This window comes from Sphingopyxis sp. JAI108, assembly GCF_013410105.1.
Lineage (GTDB): Bacteria > Pseudomonadota > Alphaproteobacteria > Sphingomonadales > Sphingomonadaceae > Sphingopyxis > Sphingopyxis chilensis.
In genome coordinates, this window is sequence record NZ_JACCCJ010000001.1 from 1,535,578 (window position 1) to 1,558,171 (window position 22,594).

Consider the following 22,594-nt stretch of genomic DNA (forward strand, 5'->3'; position numbering starts at 1 on the left):
AATCCCCCGCACGGGACGCGCCGCTCCGGCGCCCCATGCGGAAAGACGTATAAGCGTCAGCCCAGCGCCATCAATGCCTTCATGACATTCATCGACTGCTCGCTGCCCGATTGCGGGACGGTTTCGCCATTGCGGTCGATGATCTTCTCCCACGCCGCGGCGACGCCTTCGGGCGTGCGTTCGCCTTCGGGCAGCGCGACGCCGGGGGTCATGGTGACATAGGCGGCGTGGAACGCGCCCGCGCCCGCGCCGACGATCATGTTGGTCGGCGCATCCTCGCTGACGAGATAAAGCGCGGCCGGGACGACGTTCTCGGGCGTGAATTTCTCGAACAGTTCGGCAGGGAAGATGTCCTCGGTCATCCGCGTGCCCGCGACCGGCGCGATCGTGTTGCAGCGGATATTATATTTCGCGCCTTCGAGGTGGAGCGTCTTGGTCAGCCCCGCGAGGCCCAGCTTCGCCGCGCCGTAATTGGCCTGGCCGAAATTGCCGTAAAGGCCCGTCGACGAAGCGGTCATCAGGATGCGGCCATAGGCCTGCTCGCGCATCGTTTCCCAGCACGCCTTGGTGACATTGGCGCTGCCCGACACATGAACCTTCAGCACCAGGTCGAAATCGGCGGGCTCCATCTTGGCGAAGCTCTTGTCGCGCAGGATGCCGGCGTTGTTGATCAGGACATGGACGCCGCCCCATTCTTCCTTCGCGCGTGCGACCATCTCGACCATCTGCTCATATTCGGTGACGCTGCCGCCGTTCGAGATCGCGGTGCCGCCCTCGCTACGGATTTCCTCGACGACCTGAAGCGCGGCATCCGAATGACCCGTCCCGTCGCGCGAACCGCCGAGATCGTTGACCACCACTTTCGCGCCGCGCCGCGCAAGTTCCAGCGCATAGGCGCGGCCCAGGCCGCCGCCGGCGCCTGTGACAATGGCAACGCGGCCGTCAAATTTGATCGTCATGATGGTCTCCCGGAATAGGCTGAAAAGTTGCCAATAAAAACGCGACCGTCCTTAGCTGTTCATCACGGACAGGCAAGGGGGATGCGCGCCACGGAAAAACATCGTTTGCAACCAAATTGTCATGTCAGTGACGCTGGATTGTCATATATCAGCAATAATAGCGCCATCGGACAGTCACCTTTTCGCAATGGAGCTTTCGTTCATGCGCCACGCCCTTGTCGCCGCCCTGTTGGCGACGTCGATGTTCAGCCTGCCGGCGACGGCGCATGCCCAGGCGATGAGCGCCGAGGAGGCGGCCGCGTTGCGCGCCGAGCTGGCGGCGCTTCGCGCCAAGGTCGAAACGCTCGAAACGCGCCTCGACCAGACATCGCCTCCGCCCGTCGCGACATCGGCTCCGGCACCGGCTTCGACGCCCGCCCCCCAAGCTTCGGCGACGCAGATCAAATGGAAGGGCGCGCCCGAGATCAAGACCGCCGACGGCTGGAGCTTCAAGCCGCGCGGGCGGGTCCAGGTCGATGCCGTGCACGTCGGCGCACCGGGCGCGATCGCCGACCCCGCGCTCGGCTTTTCCAGCGAATTGCGCCGCATCCGCATGGGCTTCGGCGGGACGATCCCCGGCGGCTTCGGTTATAAGGTCGAGGCCGATTTCGCCGAAAGCGATGTCGTGCTGCTCGACGCGTTCATGACTTATCAGGACGGGCCGCTGAAGCTGACCGTGGGGCAGCACAACACCTTCCAGGGGCTCGAGGAATTGTCGAGCAGCAACGACACCAGCTTCATCGAGCGCGCCGCCTTTACCGACGCCTTCAACTTCATCCGGCGTGCGGGTGTTTCGGCCGAATATTCGACCGGCGCGCTGCTGTTGCAGGGCGGCGTCTTCACCGACAATTTCACCGCGCTCGATAGCGGGAACGACGGCTACAGCTTCGACGGCCGCGTCGTCTACGCGCCCAAGGCGGGCAAGACCCAGCTGCACTTCGGCGGCTCGGCGCACTGGCGCAAGCTCGGCGATACCGTGCCCACGGTGCGTTACCGCCAGCGGCCGCTGGTCCACAGCGCCGACATTCGCTTCATCGCTACCCCCAATATGGACGCCGAGGCGGAAACCGGCTTCGGCGCCGAGGCGGCGTTCATCCGCGGGCGCCTGCACGGCGCGGCGGAAGCCTTCTGGCAGTCGGTCGATCGTCCGGGCCTGGCAGATCCGCAATTCTTCGGCGGTTCGGTGGAGGCCGGGCTGTTCCTGACCGACGACACGCGCGCCTACAAGGACGGCATGTTCAAGGAAATCCACGTCAAGAACCCGGTCAGCGACGGCGGGATGGGTGCGTGGCAGATCAACCTGCGCTACGACCATCTCGACCTCAACGACGCGGGTATCGTCGGCGGGCAGCAGGACGGCTATATGGCGTCGCTGATCTGGACGCCGATCGATTATGTGCGTTTCATGGTCAATTATGCACGGCTGCAATATCACGATGCGGTCATCCCCGCCGGCGGCGACCGCGATTATGGCGTCGACAGCGTCGGCGCGCGCGCGCAGATCGTGTTCTGAAGAGGTCGGTTTGGGGTGGAAGCGGACGGTCGCTCACCCCACTTCGTCATCCCGGACTTGATCCGGGATCCACGGCGGCGCTGAAGTCATGGACCCCGGATCAAGTCCGGGGTGACGCGGAAGGCAATATCCTCCCTGTCGTGCAGCGATGGGAAGGGGAGTGGTGGAGGGGCAGCGACGTCGCGCCATCAGCCGCCTCCGTCAGCGCTTCGCGCTGCCACCTCCCCATGGCTTCGCCACCGGGAGGATCAATGTCGGCAATCGGTCGAAACCGCCCATACCGATCGCCCGCAGCTTAAACGCTCTTCCCCGCATCCAGCGCGTAACCCGCCGAGCGCACGGTACGAATGATATCGCTGGTGCCGGGCAGGTTGATCGCCTTGCGCAAACGCCGGATATGGACGTCGACCGTGCGCAGTTCGATGTCGCTGTCCTGCCCCCACACGCTGTCGAGCAATTGCCCGCGCGAAAAGACGCGGCCCGGATGCTCCATGAAATGGCGCAGCAGGCGGAACTCGGTCGGCCCCATCGCGACGATCTGCCCCGCGCGCACCACCTTGTGCGCGACAGAGTCGAGTTCGATGTCGGCATAGGTCAGCATCTCGCCCGCGAGCGCGGGGCGCAGGCGGCGGAGCACCGCCGACACGCGTGCGACCAGTTCGCGCGGGCTGAACGGCTTGGTGACATAATCGTCGGCGCCGGTCTCGAGCCCGCGAATGCGATCCTCTTCCTCGCCGCGCGCGGTGAGCATGATGATCGGGACGTTCGCCGATTTCGGGTTGCGGCGCAGGCGCCGGCAAACCTCGATGCCGGGCAGGCTTTCGATCATCCAGTCGAGCAAGACGATGTCGGGCACGCGTTCCTCGACCAGGACGAGCGCCTGTTCGCCGTCGGGCGTCTGCCGGACCGAAAAACCTTCGCGTGCGAAATGCCAGACGATGAGCTCGGCGATTGCCTCGTCATCCTCGATGAGCAGCAGGTCGGGCTGCGGCATCAGCCTTGCTCCTGCTCCGCGGCGCCATCTTCGGGCTGTTCGCCGCGCTCGCGTTCCTCCATCCGCTCGCCGGTCACGACATAATAGACCATCTCGGCGATGTTCGTCGCATGGTCGCCCATGCGCTCGAGGTTCTTGGCGACGAACAGCAGGTGCGCGCTTTCCGAAATATATTTCGGATTTTCCATCATGAAGGTGACGAGCGTGCGAAAGATGCTGTTGTAGAAATCGTCGACATTCTTGTCGCGGACGGTCACGCGGATCGCCAGCTCGGCGTCGCGCGCCGCGAAGCTGTCGAGCGCGTCGTGGATCAGTTCGGCGACGATGTTCGACATCGACATCAGCAGCGGGATCGCCTCGATCGCCCGCGTCTGGTCCATCAGCGCGACGCGCTTGGCAATGTTCTTGCCATAGTCGCCGATCCGTTCGACCACCGACACGATTTTCAGTGCCGCGATCATTTCGCGCAGGTCATCGGCCATCGGCGCGCGCAGCGCGATCGTCTGCACCGCCAGCTGTTCGACCTCGGCCTCCAGCGCGTCGATCTTCTTGTCGTCGCGCACCACCTGGGCAGCGAGGTCGAGGTCGCCCTTGTGGAGCGCCGCCATCGCCTGCAGCAGCGCCTGTTCGGCACGGCCGCCCATTTCGCTGATCAGCCCGCGCAGGCGGTTGAGGTCTTCGTCGAAGGCTTTGACCGTATGATCGTTCGTTAGTGCCATCTTCACTGTCCTGTTGCGCTACGGATCAACCGTAACGGCCGGTGATATAGTCCTTGGTGCGTTCCTGCTTCGGGTTGGTGAAGATGTCGGTGGTCTTGCCATATTCGACCAACGTCCCGAGGTGGAAAAAGGCGGTGCGCTGCGACACGCGGGCCGCCTGCTGCATGTTGTGCGTCACGATCACGATAGCATATTTGCCGCGCAGTTCGTGGATCAGCTCCTCGATCTTTGCCGTCGCGATCGGGTCGAGCGCCGAGCAGGGCTCGTCCATCAGGATGACTTCGGGATCGACCGCGATCGCGCGCGCGATGCACAGGCGCTGCTGCTGGCCGCCCGACAAGGCGGTGCCGCTTTCCTGGAGGCGATCCTTGACCTCGTCCCACAGGCCGGCGCGCACCAGCGCGCGTTCGACGATGACATCGAGGTCGGCTTTCGACGGCGCAAGGCCATGGATGCGCGGGCCGTAACCGACATTGTCATAGATCGACTTGGGGAAGGGGTTCGGTTTCTGGAACACCATGCCGACGCGCGCGCGCAGCTGGACGACGTCCATCGACGGCGCATAGATATCCTCGCCGTCGAGTTCGATCCGGCCGGTCACCTTCGCGCTCGCAACCGTGTCGTTCATGCGGTTCAGCGACCGCAGGAAGGTAGATTTGCCGCAGCCCGAGGGGCCGATGAAGGCGGTGACGAGGTCGGTGCCGACGTCGATCGACACGTCGTTGATCGCCTGTTTCTCGCCATAGAAGACGTTGACGCCGTGCGCCTTCATCTTCGGGTCGGTAATGGTCAGGTCTTCTTGGGTCATGATCATGCCTGTCAGCTTCACCAGCGTTTTTCGAATTTGTTGCGAAGATAGATCGCAAAGGCGTTCATCGACAGCAGCACGATAAGCAGCACGATGATCGCGGCGGAGGTTTTCTCGACAAAGCCCCGGTCGACTTCGTCCGACCAGAGGAAGATCTGCATCGGCAGCACGGTCGAGGGCGAACAGATGCCGCCCGGAACGTCGCCGATAAAGGCGCGCATCCCGACGAGGAGCAGCGGCGCGGTCTCGCCCAGCGCGCGCGCCATGCCGATGATCGTGCCGGTCAGAATGCCGGGCAACGCGAGCGGCAGGACATGGTGGAACACCACCTGCACGGGGCTGGCGCCGACGCCCAGCGCGGCGTCGCGGATCGACGGCGGCACCGACTTGATCGCGTTGCGGCTGGCGATCACGATCACCGGCATCGTCATCAGCGCGAGCGTCAGCCCGCCGACGAGCGGGCTCGCCTGGCAAAGCCCGAACCAGTTGATGAACACCGCGAGCGCGAGCAGGCCGAAGATGATCGAGGGCACCGCGGCCAGATTGTTGATCGACACTTCGATCAGGTCGGTCCAGCGGTTCTTCGGCGCATATTCTTCGAGATACAGCGCCGCGAGCACCCCCGTGGGAAAGGCGATCAGGAAGGCGATGAAGATCGTCAGCACCGACCCCTTGAGCGCGCCCCATATGCCCGCGACCGCGGGGTCGGTGGCGTCGGCGTTCTTGAAGAAGGGCCAGTGGATGCCGGTCCCCAGCTTGCCGTCACGCTCCAGCGCATCGACCCGCGCGCCCAGTTCGCCGCGCGCGCCGTCTTTCGCCATGATGTCGACCGCCGAAGACGCGGGCAGTTCGAACACCGTCTTGCCGTTCAGGAGTTCGGGGTCGGCCTTGATCTCGCTGCGCACTTCCTTCCACGCATTCTCCGAAATCAGCTCGGCCCCGCCGTCGCCCAGCGCCTCGTCGGCGGCAAAGGCGACGATGTCGGCCAGCCCCGCATTCGCGATCACCTGATCGGCGTCGGCATCGCCAAGCCGCGACGTGTCGACGGTCAGCGGCGTCGCCTTGAAATCGATCGGCACTGCGACATGCGTATAGGTAAAGCCGCGCGCGCCATTGCCGACCATCACGAACAGCAGGAAGGCGAGGAAGGCGCCCGAGAGCAGCACCGCTCCCAGCCCCATCAGCTTGAAGCGGCGTTCGGCGGCGTAGCGGCCCGCGATGCGCTTTTGCATCACGGTGCCTTTCCAGTCGGTGGGGGCGGTTTCCCTATTCATAAGCTTCGCGATACTTTTTGACGATGCGCAGGGCGACGATGTTGAGCAGCAGCGTCACGACGAACAGCACGAGCCCCAGCGCGAAGGCGGCGAGCGTCTTGGCGCTGTCGAACTCCTGATCGCCGGTCAGCAATTTCACGATCTGCGCGGTCACCGTGGTGACGCTGGCGAAGGGGTTGGCGGTCATGTTGGCGGAGAGGCCCGCCGCCATCACCACGATCATCGTCTCGCCGATCGCGCGGCTGACCGCGAGCAGGATGCCGCCCATCACGCCCGGCAGCGCGGCGGGGATCAGCACCTGGCGGATCGTCTCGTTCGGCGTCGCGCCCAGTGCGAGGCTGCCGTCGCGCATCGCCTGCGGCACCGCGTTGATGCTGTCGTCGGCCATCGAGGAGACGAAGGGGATGATCATCACCCCCATCACGATACCCGCAGCCAGCGCGCTTTCGGTCGAGGCGTTGGGGATGCCGATCATCACCGCGAAATTGCGCAAGGCCGGAGCAACAGTCAGCGCGGCGAAATAGCCGTAAACGACGGTGGGCACGCCCGCGAGGATCTCGAGGATCGGCTTCACCCACTGGCGCACCCGCGGGGCGGCATATTGGGTGAGGTAGACCGCGGTCATCATCCCGATCGGGATCGCGACGATCATCGCGATGATCGCACCGATCAGCACCGTGCCCCAGAACAGCGGGATGCCGCCGAACGTATCGGGCTGCGGCGCCCCGCTCTGCGGCGCCCAGGTCGTCCCGAACAAGAGTTCGGCGGGCGAGACGAGCCGGAAGAAGCGGATCGATTCAAACAGCAGCGACAGCACGATGCCGAATGTCGTCAGGATCGCGACGAGCGACGCGAGCAGCAGGAACGCCATCACGATCCGCTCGACCCGCGTTCGCGCGCGGAAATCGGGGCGGATGCGCGTGAAGGCGTAGAGCCCGCCCGCGAGCGCCAGCGCCAGCATCGCGGCGATGCCGATCCACGCATATTTGTGGCTCGCGTCGGCATAGGGCTTCACCAGCGGCGCCGCGGCGGGCAGCCGCACCGCATCCTGCCGCCCCTGCGCGACCGAACGGGCATCCGACAGGATCGCGCCGCGCTCGAAGCCAAAGCTCGGCAGGCTCTGCGCCGCCTCGCTCGTCAGCACCTGGTCGGTGATCAGCGCGGGCGAGACCGACGACCAGACGGCGAGGAACAGTGCGGCGGGCGCGAACAGCCACAGCGCGACATACCAGCCATGATATTGCGGACGCGAATGGAGCTTGGTGCCCGCGCGGCTCGCCAGCAGGTTCGACCGCTGGCGACCGGCCAGCCAGCCGATCAGCGCGAGGCCCGCGATCAAAAGCAAAAGGGCGGCGGCGTTAAAGGTCACATGGTCCTCGTCAAACCATCCCCGTCATTGCGAGGAGCGAAGCGACGAAGCAATCTCCAGCTATCGAAATGGCTGGACGCTTGCTGGAGATTGCTTCGCTTCGCTCGCAATGACGATAAAAAAGACGGTGGCCGGACGGGCGAACCCGCCGCAGCCACCAGCGGGAGGAAACTTATTTCAGCTCGGCGCCGTTCAGCGCGGTCATGCCCGTGCCGTTCGCCGCCGCCTTGTCGGCGACATCCTTCGGCGACACGATCAGGCCCTTGGCGGCCAGATAGCCGCCTTCGCCCGCGCCCTTCAGGAACTCGGCGACATATTCGGCCAGGCCGGGGACGACGCCGACATGCGCCTTCTTCACATAGATGAACAGCGGGCGCGAACCGGGATAGCTGCCGTCGGCGATCGCCGCATAGGTCGGCGCGACGCCCTGGATCGGCACCGCCTTGATCTTGTCCTTGTTCGCATCGAGGTACGAAAAGCCAAAGATGCCAAGGCTGGTCGGGTTCTTGTCGAGCTTCGAGATGATGAGGTTATCATTCTCGCCCTGCTCGACATAATAGGGCGAACCGCGCAGCGTCGTGCAGGTCGCCTCATGCTTGTCCTTGTCGCTGGCCTTCAGCGCCTTCATCTCGGGATTGGCGTCGCAGCCGGTGCCGAGGATCAGCTCCTTGAATGCGTCGTAAGTGCCGCTGGTCGACGGCGGGCCGAAAACCGAGATCGCGACGGCGGGGAGGGCGGGGTTCACGTCCTTCCACGTCTTTGCGGTGTTCGGCTTGCCATAGGGGTTCGCGGCGAGCGCCTTGTAGACATCTTCCTCGGACAGCTTGAAGCCGGGGCCGCGCTGCGCTTCGCCCAGCGCGATGCCGTCGATGCCGATCTGGATTTCGACGATGTCCTTGACGCCATTCGCCTGGCAGGTGTCGAATTCCGACTTTTTCATGCGGCGCGATGCGTTCGAAATGTCCGCGGTGTCGCCGCCGACGCCGGCGCAGAAACGCTCGAAACCGCCGCCGGTGCCCGTGCTGTCGATCTTCGGCGTCTTGTTGCCCGTCGCTTCGGCGAACTTCTCGCCGACCGCGGTGGCAAAAGGATAGACGGTCGACGACCCGACCGCGCTGATATAATCGCGCGCCCCGCCGCCCGAGGAGGCCTGATCCTGACACGCGGAAAGCGCCAGCGCGCACACGGCGGCGCCGGCGACGCCAAGAACGCGGGGGGCGAATTTCTGAGCCATGGAATATGTCCTGTAGAGGGGTCGTTACCGAACCAAGCCGCCACCCCTGCAGCGACTCGCTGAGGGCCATTTGGGCGCGTTGTGTGACGTGTATGTGACAGAAAGTGTCATATAAGTGTCATGGGAGTTGGCGGATGAGATCTCGATTTTCTACCGCAACCATCCTGTAACTTCAGCGGCGAGGGCAATTATGTCATTATCACGCGGGAACTTCCGGGTTGCTTCAGCCAAATGGGTCTTCACCATTGATGCATCGCTGTCCTTTAGGGTGGCGTTGCTCGGGAGTGACCGAATACCTTGAAATAGTACGGCATAGGGGTGAACGCTCGACCGATTGCGCTGAGCTTCCATCGATATAGCCTCGCGAATGCTAGCGATCGCTTCCGAAACGATAGATTGATCGCCGTCCATCGATATCGCTTGATAAAAAAGAATTTTTGCTAATGTTGTTAGCGTTAGAGGATGGTATTCGATCGAAACAGCATGACGGGCATGGCCAACTGCCAAATTTAAGTACCCCAAAGATTCTTCTGAAATTTCTTCAGTGGATTGATATTTGTAAAGATTAAGCAAGGCAACTTGTTCCCAATAGCGGGAGTTCCATCGCCACTCTTCCTCAACTGATTCGTAAAAATCTATAGATTTTTCATTGAGAAACTTTTCAACTACTTGATCAAGATCGAATAGCCTTGCGGCCAGCCTCGCTTCTGGCGTCCGCTGAACGATAGTGCGCCTGTTAACGCGGGGTGCTACTGCTTTCCCGAGGTTAATAAACACGTTCAACATCTCGTCTTGATTTTCCTGTGATGCCACTTCCAGCATCCGAGTTGCGAGTGTGCCATTGAGTGGAATTACGTAATTTCTTGCTTTGTCTTCAGCGTGGGTGAGCGGAAAGGGGTGGGCATTATTGAACTGCTGGTTGATACCTGCACCCGAAGACGAGGCGATCAGCAAATCAAATTTCACGCCGCTCTTTGTGCAATACTGTGCCAAGGCGGCCGTCAAATACCTTACACGATCAACCTTATTTCCAAACTGAAAAAGGGATTCAACAATCCGATCAAGCGGCCTCAAATCGTTCATTATACGACAGCAAGCGATTGCGATCGGATCGTCCTTCAATGCAGCCACTGATGACGCTTCATCATCAATAAACGTGCTGTCTCCAACGAGTCCGGCTTGAACATAAGTTTGAATTAATTGCCGCATTTCTCGATCACTTAGTTTTTCTGACTGTTTTACTGAGTAATCTTTTCCCGTTAGTACTTCTGTAACAAATTTCCGTCTATAAGACCGTTCTGCAGCCAGGAAAACCAAATCCTTTTTTTCTGCAAGGGACAAAACTGCCTCAATTGAATAGACCTGATCTGCAAAGTCATCGACTATGACGAGGCACCGACCTGCGATATTGTTCAGCATGGAAGCGGTCAGCCGAGGCTCTAAGCGGCTCAGTGCTGAACAAGACAGGACGGTGGTGCCTTGACGCGCGAAGTCAAATCCCACGCGACGAAGTGCCGTGGATTTCCCGACCCCAACATGGTCGGATAAGAATATCAATCGCGAATCTGAGCGGCCGGAGAAGGCGTCCTCAACGGCCCTGACTAACGTGCTATTGACTGGACGAGAGATATCATACTGGAGGGTTAGATCGCTCCAACTTGGAACGTGCCCGAAAAAGAATCTGGGATCGTTGGCATTCGCCTCCGTCGCAGCGGGGACTTTTTCGAAATCTGAATAGAAGCTGCTGATATCGTGAGCGGTTGGCTCTTCGATAAAAATACTCTTTTCATCTTCCGTTACTAGATCTTGAGGTCTTGGTCTATTTATAACACTCGAGCTTATGAACTCTATAAAGTCTTCTGATGTACCGGAATATCGTAACAAATCCAAGCGTTCGCATTCTGTATCTGTTACAATATCCCCGAACGGTTCAATAAGAATAGAAGGTCCTCGATCCAACCGGGATGTTGACTGTGATCTTAAGGAAAGGAAATAGTCCAAATCTGTTTCATCTAACGACGACCCCATAATTATAAAGGGTTCAGACGAGAGAAAATGGGATAGATTGACCATCCACGGATTCGAAGTTTTGATTATGTTGAAATAGGCGTCCCTCGAGAAGATGTATCCATCTTGGGGTCTTTGAGTGTGCCCATGAAGATGAACTATCTGGACGTTCGATCGATCGCCATTTTCCTCATATGTATCTCGATAATTGTATATTTTTGGTATCTGATATCTATCAGCATTAGCGTATGCTGCCTCCAGCGCATCATCAATGTTTAAAGTGAATATTCGCTTCCAAAGGAATAGGGGAAGAGCTCGAAGCGCGGGGCCAGGTGTGCAGCCAGAGAATCTTGCTGTGACGTGCTGATCGACTTCGTCGGCTGTAAGAGTTTGATAAATTCTCTGAAGAGAATGACCTTCCTTTGCGCCCTTTAGCTTGCAAAGTTCGACGCGATACGCGTCAGCCAGCGGCAGCGTTTTCCCGTCGGCATTTGTCGAGCCAAGACTCGCGGCCGCTCCCAACAACAGATTATATTCTCCGGCCCTTAGGCTCGCGGCAAGTCGATCAAGTTGCTCGGGTGTCAATTTCATGTTCTCCCCACATTAATATATGAGCATAGCAGCGGTGGGACCCGAGCGAAAATCTAAAATTGGCGTCTCAAGGCTAAGTGCGAGGAAACCAGCATGATCCTCATCACCGGCCACGTCATCCTGACCCCCGAGCATCGCGAGCGCAGGATCGCGCTCGGCGCCGAGCATAGCGCGCGGTCGCGCGGCGAGGCGGGGTGTCTGACGCATCGCTGCCATGTCGATGTCGAGCAGCCCGACCGCCTCGTCTTTGTCGAGGAGTGGGCGGATATCGCCGCGGTGCGCACCCACGTCATCCCGGACTTGATCCGGGATCGCGGTGCCCGCATCCGCCGCCTTCGTCGCCGAAATACACGCCCTCTCGCCGCAGCCGCCGGTGATCCGGATTTATGCCGCCGAGGATATCACCGCGAAGCTGATGGGGTGATATACCCCTCGCGCTTGCGGGACGGGCTTTTCCGCACCCCGGACCTGATCCGGGGTCCATCGACGTCGCGGCAGTGGATGCCGGATCGAGACCGGCATGACCACAGGTCGGGCTTCCGCAAAAAAACGCTGTCCTACATTATCGCGCCGTGCCAGCGTCGCCGCCGCTCTTTCGCATAGTCGGCTTCCTCACACCGTTTTTCGTCCACGCGTCGTGCGGCGGGTATCATTATACCCGAGGGGAGCGTGAACTTTGTAAACTTTGGAATATTGTTGCGCGGGCGGCCCCCCCCGGCGCGGGCTTGATGGGGGGCGCGGGATCGTGAGGGCAGGGTGATCGGCCGCGGATCGCACCGGGCACGACAACAGCTTGATTGCGGGGGCATATGAGCGGGTTCGAATTCATCTTTTCGCTGTTCGGGCTGATCCTCGGCCTCACGCTCGCCGAGGGGCTGGGCGGGCTGGCGAAGGCGCTGAAGGCGAGCCACAAGGTGCGGATCGGCTGGCGCGCGCCTTCGCGCAAATCGCCGGAATATTGACAAGAACCTGCGACTGGTGCTGACTTGCCGCCTACGGGGAAGGGGGTTTTCATGATCGATCATCGCGGGGTTTCGGGCGGGGAAGGGGCGCCGCGCGGCAGCTCCCTTCGCCCATATGACCCATCCGGACCGTGGCAGGGGCTGATCTTCATCGCGCCGGCCGCGGGGCTGGTCGCCGCGCTGTGGGCGGCCCGACTGCTCGCCCTCTCGGCGATCGCGACCATCGCGGTCACGGTGGTGCTGCTCGGCGGCGCGCTGCTCGCGGGTGGCGCGCGGGTCGACTGGCTGGCGCTGCTGCGCCGGACGCTGATCGGCTGGGGCCTGTTCCTGCTCGTCGCGTTTGCGGTCGGATATGGCGCGTGGACCCTTGCGGAGGCGGGCGGCCCCGACCTGATCCCGGCGCGCGAGACGCTGTTTTCAGAGGTCGGGGGGATATGGAACCCCGCCATGTCGGCTATCGCGCTGCCGCTGGTGGCGGGGGTCGCGGCCGCGACATGGTGGCTGCACGCGCGCCTCCCCGCGACGCCGTTCCCGGTGCCCGTGCGTTGCGCCGCGATCATATTGATTCTGCTCGCCGCGCCCGTCGCGGGCGCCCGGCTCGCGCGCACCTTGCTGGCCCTGGCCTGATCGGCGCTGCGCGCGCCGCGCCCGATGCGCGGTGCCGGCGAAAAAGCGCGGTCCCGCCACACCGGCCACACCGGCTCGATCGGCTGTTGCCGATGGGGCATCGATCGAGTTCCCCGCCCGCCTGCGGGAGGGGTTAGGAAAGGGCATGTTTGGGCGCGGGACGGCGACGGACGCTCCCAACCCCTCGCTGACGGGAGGGGGTTTCGGCTCTACTTCCCCAAGAGCGGCGCCAGATACTGGCCGGTGAAGCTGCGCTTCTCCTTCACCACCTGCTCGGGCGTGCCCGCGGCGACGATCTCGCCGCCCTTGACCCCGCCCTCGGGGCCGAGGTCGAGGATATAGTCGGCGGTCTTGATGACATCCAGATTATGCTCGATCACCACGACGCTGTTGCCCTGGTCGACAAGCTGTTGCAGCACTTCGAGCAGCTTGCGCACATCCTCGAAATGCAGCCCGGTGGTCGGCTCGTCGAGGATATAGAGCGTCTGCCCGGTCGAGCGGCGCGACAATTCCTTGGCCAGCTTGACGCGCTGCGCCTCGCCCCCCGACAGCGTCGTCGCCTGCTGCCCGACCTTGATATAGCCAAGGCCGACGCGCACCAGCATCGCCATCTTCTCGCGGATCGACGGCACCGCCTTGAAGAATTCGGCCGCATCCTCGACCGTCATGTCGAGCACGTCGGCGATGCTGTGGCCCTTGAACTTCACCTCCAGCGTTTCGCGGTTGTAGCGTTTGCCGTGGCACGTCTCGCACGTCACATAAACGTCGGGCAGGAAGTGCATCTCGATCTTGATCAGCCCGTCGCCGGTGCAGGTCTCGCACCGCCCGCCCTTGACGTTGAAGCTGAAGCGCCCCGGCTTGTAGCCGCGCGCCTGGCTTTCGGGCAGCCCCGCGAACCAGTCGCGGATGATCGTGAAGGCGCCCGTGTAGGTCGCGGGGTTCGATCGCGGGGTGCGGCCGATCGGCGACTGGTCGATGTCGATCACCTTGTCGCAATGCTCCAGCCCCTTCAGGCTGTCGTGCGGCCCCGCGATCATGCGCGCGCCGTTGAGCACGCGCGCGGCGCTGGCATAGAGCGTGTCGATGATCAGGCTCGACTTGCCGCTGCCCGACAGGCCGGTGACGCAGGTGAAGGTGCCGAGCGGGATCTTGGCGGTGACATTGTTGAGGTTGTTCGCGCGCGCGCCCTTGAGCACGAGGTCGAAGCCATTGCCCTTGCGGCGGTGCTTGGGCACCTCGATCTTCTTCGCGCCGGTCAGATACGCCGCGGTCAGGCTGTTCTTGTTCGCGAGCACCTGTTCAAGCGTGCCCTCGGCAACGATCTCGCCGCCGTGGAGGCCCGCGCCGGGGCCCATGTCGACGACATAATCGGCGTGGCGGATCGCATCCTCGTCATGCTCGACGACGATCACGGTGTTGCCGAGGTCGCGAAGGCGCTTCAATGTCGCGAGCAGCCGGTCGTTGTCGCGCTGGTGGAGGCCGATGCTCGGCTCGTCGAGGACGTAGAGCACGCCCGACAGGCCGCTGCCGATCTGGCTGGCGAGACGGATGCGCTGGCTCTCGCCGCCGCTCAATGTGCCGCTGGTGCGGTTGAGGTTGAGGTAATCGAGCCCGACATTGTTGAGGAAGCCGAGCCGTTCGTTGATCTCTTTCAGGATCGCCTTGGCGATCTGGCGCTGCGTGTCATTGAGCTTTTCGTCGAGCGTGCTGAACCAGCCGAGCGCGTCGGCGACGCTGCGCTGCGCCGACATGCTGATATTCTCGCCCGCGATCTTCACCGCGAGCGGTTCGGGGCGCAGGCGCGCGCCGTGGCACGTCTCGCACGGGTGCGGCGCCTGATATTTGCTCAGCTCCTCGCGCATCCACGCGCTTTCGGTCTGGAGCAGGCGGCGGTTGAGGTTGCCGATCACACCCTCGAACGCCTTGTGCGTCGTGTAACTGCGCCTGCCGTCCTTGAAGGTCAGCTCGACGGGTTTGCCGCCGCTCCCATAGAGGATCACCAGTTGCACCTCGCCCGGTAGGTCCTGCCACGGCGTCGTCAGGTCGAATCCATAGGCTTTGCCCAGGCTTTCGAGCACCTGCATATAATAAGGCGAGGGCGGGTTCGATTTGGCCCACGGCACGATCGCGCCCTTCTTCAGGGACAGCGCATGGTTGGGCACGACCAGGTCGGGGTCGAACTCCTGCCGCTCGCCGAGCCCGTCACACGCCGGGCACGCACCCTGCGGCGCGTTGAAGCTGAACAGCCGCGGTTCTATCTCGGCGATCGTGAATCCGCTGACCGGGCAGGCGAATTTCTCGGAGAAGATCAGGCGGTTCGGGGGGATGCCCGCGCCCTTCATCGCGCCGCCGGTATCTTCTTCCTCGCGCCCCGGCACCGGGCCGTCGGCGAGGTCGACATAGGCGAGCCCTTCGGCCAGCTTCAACGCGGTCTCGAAGCTGTCGGCGAGCCGCGTTTCGAGGCCTTCACGGACGGCAACGCGGTCGACGACCACCTCGATGTCATGCTTGTATTTCTTGTCGAGCGCCGGCGCCTCGCCGATCTCGTAGAATTCGCCGTCGATGCGGACGCGCGTGAAGCCGTCCTTCTGCCACTGCGCGAGTTCCTTCTTATACTCGCCCTTGCGGCCGCGCACGACGGGGGCGAGCAGATAGGCGCGGGTGCCCTCGGGCAACGCCATCACGCGGTCGATCATGTCGGTCACGGTCTGCGCGCTGATCGGCTCGCCGGTCGTCGGCGAATAGGGAATGCCGACGCGCGCCCAGAGCAGGCGCATATAGTCGTAGATCTCGGTCACCGTCGCGACGGTCGAGCGCGGGTTGCGCGACGTCGTCTTCTGCTCGATGCTGATCGCCGGCGAGAGGCCGTCGATATGCTCGACATCGGGCTTTTGCATCATCTCGAGGAACTGGCGCGCATAGGCCGACAGGCTCTCGACATAGCGCCGTTGGCCTTCGGCATAGATGGTGTCGAAGGCGAGCGAGGATTTGCCCGATCCCGACAGGCCGGTGATGACGATCAGCGCATCGCGCGGCAGGTCGACGTCGACGCCCTTCAAATTGTGCTCGCGCGCGCCGCGCACCGAAATATGGGTAAGACTCATGGGAGGGGTTTGTTCCAGATTTGTTCTAGGGGCGCAAGAGCGGTTCGCGCCTGTTCACAGCATAAATAGGCGGTCGGGTGCGCCGCTGCAATGCGGTCGCTTTCCACCAACCCCACAAAGACTTCGACCAGCGTCGGGTCACTCGCTTGACCCTCTGGCGCGACAGGCGGACAAGAATGATCATGCGCGCCGTCTCGACCCGGCGGCGCCGGGGAACGGGAGACTGGGGATATGAAGAGTTTTACTTCGAGCGTCGCGGGACTTGCGATCGCGGCGGTGCTGATCGCGGCGCCGGCCTTGGCGAAAGATGTCAGTCCGGGAATGGCACCCATCGCGCCGAGCGGAGACGCGGGTGCGGGAGGTGCTTCGCCGGACGGTTCGCTGAAGGCGCTGACGTTCGGAAAATGGGGCGTCGACCTGGGCGCGCGCGACATGTCGGTGAAGCCGGGGGACGATTTCGACAAATATGCGAACGGTGACTGGTTCGCCCGAACCGAGATTCCGGCGGATCAGGCGTCGGCGGGGGTCGGCTATGACGTCTATAATCTGACCCAGCGCCAGCTCCGCCAGCTTGTTACGAGCGCGCCGGCGACGAGTCAGGTCGGCGGTCTCTATCAGAGCTTCATGGACGAGGCGCGGGTCGAGGCATTGGGCACCAAGCCGTTGATGGCTGACGTGGCCGCGGTCGCCGCGATCAAAGATAAAAAAGCAATGGCGCGCTTCATGGGCGGCACGCAGGGCACCTTCGGTTCGACGATCGTCAGCGGTGGGCCCTATGCTGACACCGCCGATCCGACGGTCAATGTCCTGTGGCTGGGGCAAGCGGGGCTGGGGCTTCCCGAGCGCGATTATTATCTGAGCGACAGCTTCAAACCGCAGCGTGACGCCTATCGCGCCTATATCGCCCGCATGATGAAGATGGTGGGCAACGCCGACCCCGAAAAGGCGGCCGACGCGATCATGGCGTTCGAAACCGAGATCGCGAAGGTCAGCTGGGCAATCGCCGACCGCCGCGACATCGGCAAGATCAACAATCCGATGTCTTCGGAGGAACTCGCCGCCTACGCGCCGGGGCTCGACTGGTCCGCCTGGTTCGTCGGGGCGGGTATCGCGCCGCAAAAGCGGATCATCGTCAACGAAAAGACGGCGGTTCGCGATATCGCCGCGCTTTATGCCAAGACGCCGCTCGACACGATCAAGCTGTGGCAGCAGTTCCACGTCGCCGACAATGCCGCGCCCTATCTCGACAAGGCGTTCGTCGACAGCCGTTTCGAATATACGAAGGCGCTCAGCGGCGTGGGCGAGCTGCGCCCACGTTGGAAGCGCGGCCTGACGCTGGTGGACGGCAGCCTCGGCGAATTGGTCGGCGAGACCTATTCAAGCCAATATTTTCCGGCGAGCGCCAAGGCGAAGATGGAAGTGCTCGTCGCGAATTTGAAACTGGCTATGGGCGATCGCATTCGAGCCAACAGCTGGATGGCACCGGTCACCAAAGAGGCCGCTTTGGCGAAACTTGCCAAAATGGACGTGATGGTGGGCTATCCCGACAAATGGCGCGACTATTCGGCGCTGAAGATCGATCCCGCCGATCTCTATGGCAACGTCAAACGCAGTTCGGCCTTCGAATATGCCTATGCGCTGTCGGACCTGAACCAGCCCGTCGATCGCAAGAAATGGGCGATGAACCCGCAAGAAGTGAACGCATACAACGGCGGTCTGGAGAACAAGATCGTGTTTCCGGCTGGCATCCTGCAGGCGCCCTATTTCAGCGAAAGCGTCGACGATGCGGTCAATTACGGCGCGATCGGCGCGGTTATCGGCCACGAGATAACGCATGGTTTCGACGATCAGGGCCGCAAGATCGATGCCGAGGGCGCGGTGCGCGACTGGTGGACGCCCGAGGACGCGGCGCGTTTCGATGCGCAGGCCAAGGCATTCGGCGCGCAATATGCGACATATGAGGCCGCGCCCGACGCCTTTATCAATCCCGATCTGACGATGGGAGAGAATATCGCCGACCTTGCCGGGCTTGAGGTCGCCTATGATGCCTATCACCGCTCGCTGAACGGCAAGGAGGCCCCGGTGATTGACGGACTGACCGGCGATCAGCGTTTCTTCCTCGCCTTTGCTCAGGCGTGGCGCGACAAGGCGCGCGAGGATGCGATCAAGCAGCAGGTGGCGAGCGACCCGCACAGTCCCGCGCGCTGGCGCATCATCGGGCCGGTGCGCAACGTCGACGCGTGGTACAAGGCGTTCGGCGTCGAGGCGGGGGCCAAATATTACCTGGCGCCCGAGGCACGCACGAAGATCTGGTAGCCCTGAGACCGCTTTCTCAGGATTGGGCGGGGGCGGCCTCGCGCCGTCCCCGCACGGCCATTACGGTGAGCGACAGCGCCGCTCCGACGATGATGAACAACGCCGGAAAGCCGCCGAGCACCGACATCATCCGGATGCCGTCGATGCCCGACGCGGCAACCAGGATGGTCGCCACGAGCCCGACTGCAACGCCCCAGACGATCTTGATCGCCAGCGGTGCTTCGGGGGTTTCGGGCGAAATACCATGCGTCGACAGCGCGCTCATTGCCGAGACGTTGCTGTCGGCAGCGGTAACATAGGAAAGGAAGATCGCGCCGATCAGCAGCGCGAGCACCGGCGAACCCCCGCCGAGCTGGCTGAACAGGCGATAGAGCAGGGGGTCGGGGCCGACGCTGGTGAGCACGGCATAGAGTTCTCCGCCCGATCCCTGGTCGAGCGCGATTGTCGTGCCGGCGATAACGACCATCCACACCGCGCCGAACAACGCCGGGAGCAAGAGATTGAACAGAATGAAGGCGCGCACGGTATAGCCGACCGCCAGCCGGCCGAGGAAGAGCGCGGTGACCGGCGCCCAGGCGAACCAGTTTCCCCAGTTGAAGATCGTCCATTGCCGGTGCCAATCGGGATCGACATCTGCGCCGAGGCTGCGCGGCAGGAAGGTGACGGCATAGTCGGCGGCGCCGGCAAGCCCCAGCGTGAGGAGCCGTCCGGTGGGCGCCGCCAAAAGCACGAACAACAGGATCGCCAAGAACAGCCAGACATTCAGGAGCGAAAGGCGGGTTATGCCGCGCTGAAGTCCGAGGGCGGCGGAGCCGACGAACGTCGCCACGATCGTTCCTGCGATCGCCCACCGAAGCGGGTCGCCGCCGCGAAATCCGCCGAGCCCTTCGATCCCGCCCGCGAGTGCGAGCACGCCGGCGCCGAGCGAGGCCGCCATTCCTGCGACGAGCGCGTAGAGGCAGAGGATGTCGATGCCCGTCCCGACGGGGCCGTGCGCGCGCTGTCCGATCAGGGGGACGAAGAGCGATGACAGGCTGAAGGGTTCGCGGCGGTTGTAATAGACGAGCGCGAAGGCGAGTCCGGCAACGGTATAGATGGCATAGGGCGTCAGCGTCCAATGCAGGAACATCGTTGACATCGCGAAGGTCGCGGCGGCGTCGCTGCCGGGTTCGAGCCCCAGCATAGCGGGGGGATCGTTGAGGTGGAACAGCGGCTCGGCCGCGCCCCAGAAGAGAATGCCGGTCGCGATGGTCGTGCAGAGCGTCACCGCGAACCAGCGCCAGCGCGAAAGGATGGGGATGGCGCCGGTCTCACCGATGACCCGCCCGCCGAGCGGCGAGAGCGCGATACAGGCGAGAAGCGCCAGAAAGCCGATCCCGGCCCAGGCGAAGAGCGGCGAGAAGTTGCCGAGGATCCAGTCGTTGACCGTTGTCTCGGCCGCGACAACCGCCGGTCCCTGCCACAGGCTGAGGCCGACGGCGGCGAGAAGCACCGCCAGCGGCGTGAAAAATACCGGGCGATTGAGCGGATGTTTCAAGGATGTTGGCAAATGATCGGCCGATCGGACAAGGGATGCGCCTAGGGTCGGGGCCGTAGCATGGCGATTGCTCCATCGGAGGTCAAATCGGGCGGGAACGGTCCCACGGGCCAAGCGTTCGACCGCCGATACGGATGATTTGAAGGAGGACTTCGATGACCAGGATGATTTGGGCGGCGAGCGCCGCATTCGCGCTGATTTCTTCGGCCCAGGCCATGGCTTGGCAGACGCCCGAGGCCGCGCCTGCGGCCGCACGAACGGTAGCCCCTGTTGCCGAAGAGACAGCGCCCGACGGCACGACGCCCGAGGAACGCGCGAATACGGCGCGCCTCAATGCCGAACAGGCGGCTCGCGCCAGCACCGACAACACCATTTATACGCAGGAAGTGTCGGCCGCGCAGCAGCAGATCGCGCATGACCAACAGGTTTATGCCGAAGAAACCGCGGCCTATGAAGCCGAAAAGGCGCGCGTGGCCGCGATGTCGGCCGAAGAGCGGATGAAATGGGAGGCCGATGTCGCCGCGTGCAAGGCGGGCGACACGACGCGCTGCGCGCCCCAGGCACCCGTGCCGCCCAAGTAAGGCCGACGGCTTCCTGATCCGCATCCCCGAGGCTCGCTCGGTGATGCGGATGATTTTGACGACAGGTTTTCACTATTCTGCGGGCGGCCAGTCGAATCCTGCCTCAGGCGGTACATCACCGTCCACGGCAGGCGGGATCATCTTCGCGTCTTCGGCCGGGACCGTCCCGACCTTTGGGCTATGGTCGGGGAAGCGGCCGCCATATCGGTAACTGTCGTCGGCCGGTTCGGCGGGCAGCGGCGCGTCGATATCGACCGCCCCCAATTCGCGAAAGGCGCCGTCCATCATCCGCCCGTCGCGTTCGGCGCGCAGCCTTGCCGCGACGCCATAGCTGTCGGGGCAGGAGATGCAGGCGGCGGCGGTTTCGCCCTGAGGCACGCGGGCTTCGGGATTGGCACTGTGCCGTGAATAAGAGGTCGTAAGGGGCGCGCGCGGCGCCGCCAGCGGTTCGGCGATCATTTCGCCCAGCAGCAATCCGGCAAGCGCACCCGCGAGTGCCAGAAGCAATACGCGTACGAGCCATTCGCCGCCGGATCGACTCGGTGTGAAAGATAATTTCCTCGTCACAGTCCGATTTGGCCACGGCCGTGTGTCCGATGCAAGCCTTGCGCCACGATATTACCCCTCCGCCGACCATTCGTCGACGGATGGACGCCCTTCGTCCGTAAATCGAGCCGCCGTTCGCGCCGATCGATCCAAAGATGATTCCCGCGACGTCCAAGGGGTATCAACCGTGTTGCGGGATATCGGAAGACGGTCTCCCCGGTCCGCCGACCGGTATCCCGCATCCCTTGTAGAGAGGACTCCCCCATGGCGAAATTTTTCCTGATGCTGCTGACTGTGCCGCTGGCGACGGCCGGCGTCGCGGCCCCCGCCTTCGCGCAAGACGATACGCGGAGCATTACCGTGTCCTATGACGATCTCAACCTGTCGAGCGAGCGCGGTCGCGAACGACTGACGACCCGCGTCAAGATGGCCGTTCGCAAGGTCTGCGGATTGCCGGGCCGTGCGACGCTGCGCGAGCGCGCCGCCGAAAACGCGTGCAAGGTGCAGGCGATGAGCGACGCCGAAACCAAGCTCGCGGCCCTGTTCAACGGCGGCGGCACGCGCCTCGCCGACCAGGGCGCGATGGTCGTCGCCGCGCCCTGACCAACCCGGCTGTATGTTGATCCCAAAAAGTGGTCATGCCCTGGCGGCATGGCCGCTTTTTTTTGGTGGGGTAGGACTTTAGACGTGCATGATCGCCTTGACGTCATGGAGATAGGTGCGTCCGATACGATGGACGCCACCCTCGCCAAGGTCGACGCTCCACGCCCCGTCGCCATGATGCTTCAATCCGACAATGCCTTCGCGGCGGATCATCTTTGACCGGTGGATGCGCATGAACTGGTCGGGGTTCATCCGCGCTTCCAGCGATTTGATCGTCTGGTGAATGAGCCAGCTGCGGCCGCCGACGTGCAGGCGCATATAGTCGCGTTCGGCCTCGATCAGATCGACCTGGCCGGCGTCGACTCGCAGCATCTCGCCGCGGTTTTGGACCCAGAATTCGTTGATCCACTTGCTCTTTTGTGCCGGCGCCCGCTCGGTCGCGCGCCATTCGCGAACGCGGGAGAGCGCGCGGGCGAGGCGGTCGGGCGACACGGGCTTGAGCAGATAGTCGACCGCGGCGACGTCGAACGCCGCGACCGCATAACGGTCGAAGGCGGTGACGAAGACGATCGCGGGCGGATTGTCCATGCCCTCGATCGCGGCGGCGACCTCCAGCCCGTTGAGATCGGGCATCGCGATGTCGCAGAGCACCAGGTCGGGTGCGAGCGCATCGACCATGCGCAGCGCCGAGGCGCCGTCGCTGGCGGTGCCGACGAGCGAAATGCCGTCCTGTTGCCCGGCGAGGATTTGCAGGCGCTCGATCGCCAGCGGTTCGTCATCGACGATCAGGGTGCGCAAGGTCTGGATCATG

Annotated in this window: 19 protein-coding genes; 7 read left to right on the forward strand and 12 right to left on the reverse strand. The window is 63.0% G+C overall.

The window, feature by feature from the left end:
• Positions 1-56: 56 nt before the first annotated feature.
• Positions 57-959 (reverse strand): SDR family oxidoreductase, encoded by a 903-nt coding sequence (locus HDC29_RS07420; protein ID WP_179495805.1) that lies wholly within the window; start codon positions 957-959, stop codon positions 57-59.
• Between the two features lie 202 nt (positions 960-1,161).
• Here HDC29_RS07420 and HDC29_RS07425 point away from each other — a divergent pair, with 202 nt between their 5' ends.
• On the forward strand, positions 1,162-2,511 hold the full coding sequence (locus tag HDC29_RS07425) for an OprO/OprP family phosphate-selective porin (protein ID WP_179495807.1): 1,350 nt from the start codon (positions 1,162-1,164) through the stop codon (positions 2,509-2,511).
• 295 nt (positions 2,512-2,806) lie between these two features.
• Here the strand turns inward: HDC29_RS07425 and phoB are convergent, their stop codons facing one another.
• From phoB to HDC29_RS07460, 7 genes are all read right to left on the reverse strand, one after another.
• Entirely contained in the window at positions 2,807-3,505 is a 699-nt protein-coding gene (gene phoB, locus HDC29_RS07430) for a phosphate regulon transcriptional regulator PhoB (protein WP_179495809.1), read from the reverse strand.
• Positions 3,505-4,224, reverse strand: coding sequence for a phosphate signaling complex protein PhoU (phoU, locus tag HDC29_RS07435; protein WP_179495811.1), 720 nt, complete (start codon positions 4,222-4,224; stop codon positions 3,505-3,507). Before phoU ends, phoB begins: the two co-directional genes overlap by 1 nt.
• Before the next feature lie 25 nt (positions 4,225-4,249).
• The gene (gene pstB / locus HDC29_RS07440) at positions 4,250-5,032 is read right to left on the reverse strand and encodes a phosphate ABC transporter ATP-binding protein PstB (RefSeq protein WP_179495813.1); all 783 of its coding nucleotides are present in this window, start codon (positions 5,030-5,032) and stop codon (positions 4,250-4,252) included.
• 17 nt (positions 5,033-5,049) lie between these two features.
• Entirely contained in the window at positions 5,050-6,306 is a 1,257-nt protein-coding gene (pstA, locus tag HDC29_RS07445; RefSeq protein WP_179495815.1) for a phosphate ABC transporter permease PstA, read from the reverse strand.
• Positions 6,299-7,675, reverse strand: coding sequence for a phosphate ABC transporter permease subunit PstC (gene pstC / locus HDC29_RS07450; RefSeq protein WP_179495817.1), 1,377 nt, complete (start codon positions 7,673-7,675; stop codon positions 6,299-6,301). The genes pstA and pstC overlap by 8 nt, the downstream gene beginning before the upstream one ends.
• 172 nt (positions 7,676-7,847) lie before the next feature.
• Complete coding sequence (locus tag HDC29_RS07455) at positions 7,848-8,909, reverse strand: substrate-binding domain-containing protein (protein WP_179495819.1); 1,062 nt, start codon at positions 8,907-8,909, stop codon at positions 7,848-7,850.
• Between the two features lie 150 nt (positions 8,910-9,059).
• On the reverse strand, positions 9,060-11,507 hold the full coding sequence (locus tag HDC29_RS07460) for an SIR2 family protein (RefSeq protein WP_179495821.1): 2,448 nt from the start codon (positions 11,505-11,507) through the stop codon (positions 9,060-9,062).
• A gap of 93 nt (positions 11,508-11,600) precedes the next feature.
• Here HDC29_RS07460 and HDC29_RS19205 point away from each other — a divergent pair, with 93 nt between their 5' ends.
• The 3 genes from HDC29_RS19205 to HDC29_RS07475 all read left to right on the forward strand — a co-directional run bounded on the left by HDC29_RS19205 (position 11,601) and on the right by HDC29_RS07475 (position 13,096).
• Positions 11,601-12,110: a putative quinol monooxygenase gene (locus HDC29_RS19205; protein ID WP_257018095.1), complete on the forward strand. Its 510-nt coding sequence runs from the start codon at positions 11,601-11,603 to the stop codon at positions 12,108-12,110.
• A gap of 206 nt (positions 12,111-12,316) precedes the next feature.
• Positions 12,317-12,469, forward strand: a complete 153-nt coding sequence (locus HDC29_RS07470; protein ID WP_179495823.1) for a hypothetical protein — start codon at positions 12,317-12,319, stop codon at positions 12,467-12,469.
• 51 nt (positions 12,470-12,520) lie between these two features.
• Positions 12,521-13,096 carry a hypothetical protein gene (locus HDC29_RS07475; RefSeq protein WP_179495825.1) on the forward strand — a complete coding sequence of 192 codons (576 nt, stop codon included), beginning with the start codon at positions 12,521-12,523 and terminating at the stop codon, positions 13,094-13,096.
• Between the two features lie 209 nt (positions 13,097-13,305).
• Here the strand turns inward: HDC29_RS07475 and uvrA are convergent, their stop codons facing one another.
• Positions 13,306-16,200 (reverse strand): excinuclease ABC subunit UvrA, encoded by a 2,895-nt coding sequence (uvrA, locus tag HDC29_RS07480; RefSeq protein ID WP_179495827.1) that lies wholly within the window; start codon positions 16,198-16,200, stop codon positions 13,306-13,308.
• Positions 16,201-16,431: 231 nt separating this feature from the next.
• Here uvrA and HDC29_RS07485 point away from each other — a divergent pair, with 231 nt between their 5' ends.
• Positions 16,432-18,516: a M13 family metallopeptidase gene (locus tag HDC29_RS07485; protein ID WP_179495828.1), complete on the forward strand. Its 2,085-nt coding sequence runs from the start codon at positions 16,432-16,434 to the stop codon at positions 18,514-18,516.
• Between the two features lie 16 nt (positions 18,517-18,532).
• Here the strand turns inward: HDC29_RS07485 and HDC29_RS07490 are convergent, their stop codons facing one another.
• Positions 18,533-20,053: a BCCT family transporter gene (locus tag HDC29_RS07490; protein ID WP_257018096.1), complete on the reverse strand. Its 1,521-nt coding sequence runs from the start codon at positions 20,051-20,053 to the stop codon at positions 18,533-18,535.
• 155 nt (positions 20,054-20,208) lie between these two features.
• Between HDC29_RS07490 and HDC29_RS07495 the strand changes: the two genes are divergently transcribed.
• Positions 20,209-20,634 (forward strand): hypothetical protein, encoded by a 426-nt coding sequence (locus HDC29_RS07495; RefSeq protein ID WP_179495832.1) that lies wholly within the window; start codon positions 20,209-20,211, stop codon positions 20,632-20,634.
• A gap of 72 nt (positions 20,635-20,706) precedes the next feature.
• Here HDC29_RS07495 and HDC29_RS07500 read toward each other — a convergent pair whose 3' ends face one another.
• A complete protein-coding gene (locus HDC29_RS07500; protein ID WP_179495834.1) occupies positions 20,707-21,141 on the reverse strand; it encodes a hypothetical protein in 435 nt (144 codons plus the stop codon).
• Positions 21,142-21,444: 303 nt separating this feature from the next.
• Between HDC29_RS07500 and HDC29_RS07505 the strand changes: the two genes are divergently transcribed.
• Positions 21,445-21,783: a UrcA family protein gene (locus tag HDC29_RS07505; RefSeq protein WP_179495836.1), complete on the forward strand. Its 339-nt coding sequence runs from the start codon at positions 21,445-21,447 to the stop codon at positions 21,781-21,783.
• Between the two features lie 78 nt (positions 21,784-21,861).
• Here HDC29_RS07505 and HDC29_RS07510 read toward each other — a convergent pair whose 3' ends face one another.
• Entirely contained in the window at positions 21,862-22,593 is a 732-nt protein-coding gene (locus HDC29_RS07510) for a LytTR family DNA-binding domain-containing protein (RefSeq protein ID WP_179495838.1), read from the reverse strand.
• Between the last annotated feature and the right edge of the window lies 1 nt (position 22,594).